This window comes from Algorimicrobium algoritergicola, from assembly GCF_008086165.1.
In the GTDB taxonomy this organism is placed as follows: domain Bacteria; phylum Bacteroidota; class Bacteroidia; order Flavobacteriales; family Flavobacteriaceae; genus Algorimicrobium; species Algorimicrobium algoritergicola.
The window spans coordinates 1-1,494 of the sequence record NZ_VSKL01000020.1 but is presented as its reverse complement, the minus strand read 5'-3'; the positions used below and the strand labels follow the sequence as shown (position 1 = coordinate 1,494).

The 1,494-nt window shown below is 32.9% G+C and carries 2 protein-coding genes; one reads left to right on the top strand and one right to left on the bottom strand.

Going from position 1 to position 1,494, the window contains the following annotated elements; translation table 11 throughout:
* Window positions 1–833 (top strand): IS110 family RNA-guided transposase (locus ES675_RS16310; RefSeq protein ID WP_148367582.1); only part of this gene is annotated, 833 nt, incomplete at its 5' end.
* A gap of 7 nt (window positions 834–840) precedes the next feature.
* Here ES675_RS16310 and ES675_RS16305 read toward each other — a convergent pair.
* Window positions 841–1,359 (bottom strand): hypothetical protein, encoded by a 519-nt coding sequence (locus tag ES675_RS16305; protein ID WP_148367580.1) that lies wholly within the window; start codon window positions 1,357–1,359, stop codon window positions 841–843.
* Window positions 1,360–1,494: the final 135 nt, after the last annotated feature.

Sequence of the window (1,494 nt, the reverse complement as noted above, 5' to 3'; positions counted from 1 at the left end):
GTCATTGTGTGATGGAAGCTACAGGTTATTATCATTATCAGTTAGCTTATTTTTTTTTGGAATCTGGCATCAAATTGTCTGTAGAAAATCCATTAGCAGTCAAACGCTTTATCCAGATGAAGCTCTCAAAGATCAAGACGGATAAAAGTGATTCAAAACTGATTTGTGAGTACGCAAAACAGGTCGAATTAAAACTTTGGCAAGGCAATTCTAAACACCAAACAGAATGTCTACAAATGACCAGACTCCTTTCTGTGTATACAAAACAGAGCACGATGTTAAAAAATAAATTACATGGTGAGGATGTTTTAGGCAATCCAAGTAAAGCCGTTGTACAATCTTTGAACCGTAGTTTGAAACACGTTCAGAAAGAAATGAAAACCTTGGAAGATAAGTTGCTAATATTAGTAAAGCAAGTTCATCAAGATGTGTTAACACGATTAAAAACGATTCCAGGCATTGGCAAGAAAACATCGCTTATGTTGGTTGTTCTCACAGACGGTTTCGAGCGTTTTACAAGCGGAAGTGAATTGTGTAGTTATGCAGGTTTAACTCCTATAATTAGAAAGAGCGGAAGCAGTGTAAAAGGACGACCTCGAATCAGCAAGATAGGCAATCAGAAGCTTCGGAATTTATTATTTATGTGCAGTTTTAATGCGTGTAAATACAACAAGGCATGCAGGGAAATTTATGAACGATTAGTAGCAAAAGGAAAGAGTAAAAAATTGGCATTAATAGCTGTTTGTAATAAGCTACTAAAACAGGCTTTTGCTATTGCAAAATCAGGATTAATATATGAGGATACTTACAGAAGTACTTTGGTGAAAAGTTAATGAGTTTTTACTTGTTTTTTACCACAGTACTTTGTTGTAACCAGTTTTTACTATTCAGTTTAGAGTCGATATTACAATAGTTAATTAGTGATAAATTAATTAGTTCGTCATTCATTCCGTCAATCATTATTCCGTAATGTAATTCCTCAGTATTGTTCGGTTCGTCATAAGTTTGTTCATGTTGAACATTTTTAAACCACCAACTCATATGTTTTAACGTATTCCAATCCGTTGCGCTTTGATTGTTTTCATCAGTTCCGTATTCATCTACAATCAATTCGATAAGTTCCTTTATATCATCTGATTTATATTTCGAAGTAAGAAATTCAAGATGTTGAGCTTTATTGTCAAATATTGAAATCTGAAATTGGTTAAATATTTTCAGAAATTTTGATTTTAAATCAAAGAGTAAGAAATTCCGATTATCATTTGAGTCAGAAATTGAGTCAGTTTTAAATACTGAATTCTCATTGAGGAATTCAATATCTATTTCCAATAATTCTTTGATAGTTCTAATTTTTCTCAAATTGGTTACAACGTTGTTGTATATGGTTTGTTGCGTGTTTTAAGCAACTAATTTAGTAAATAATTACGGACAAAGAAAGTCCGCGAGGACTTTCGCAAGTAGGCAAGAAGCCAGCAATAAATTATATACGGTGTT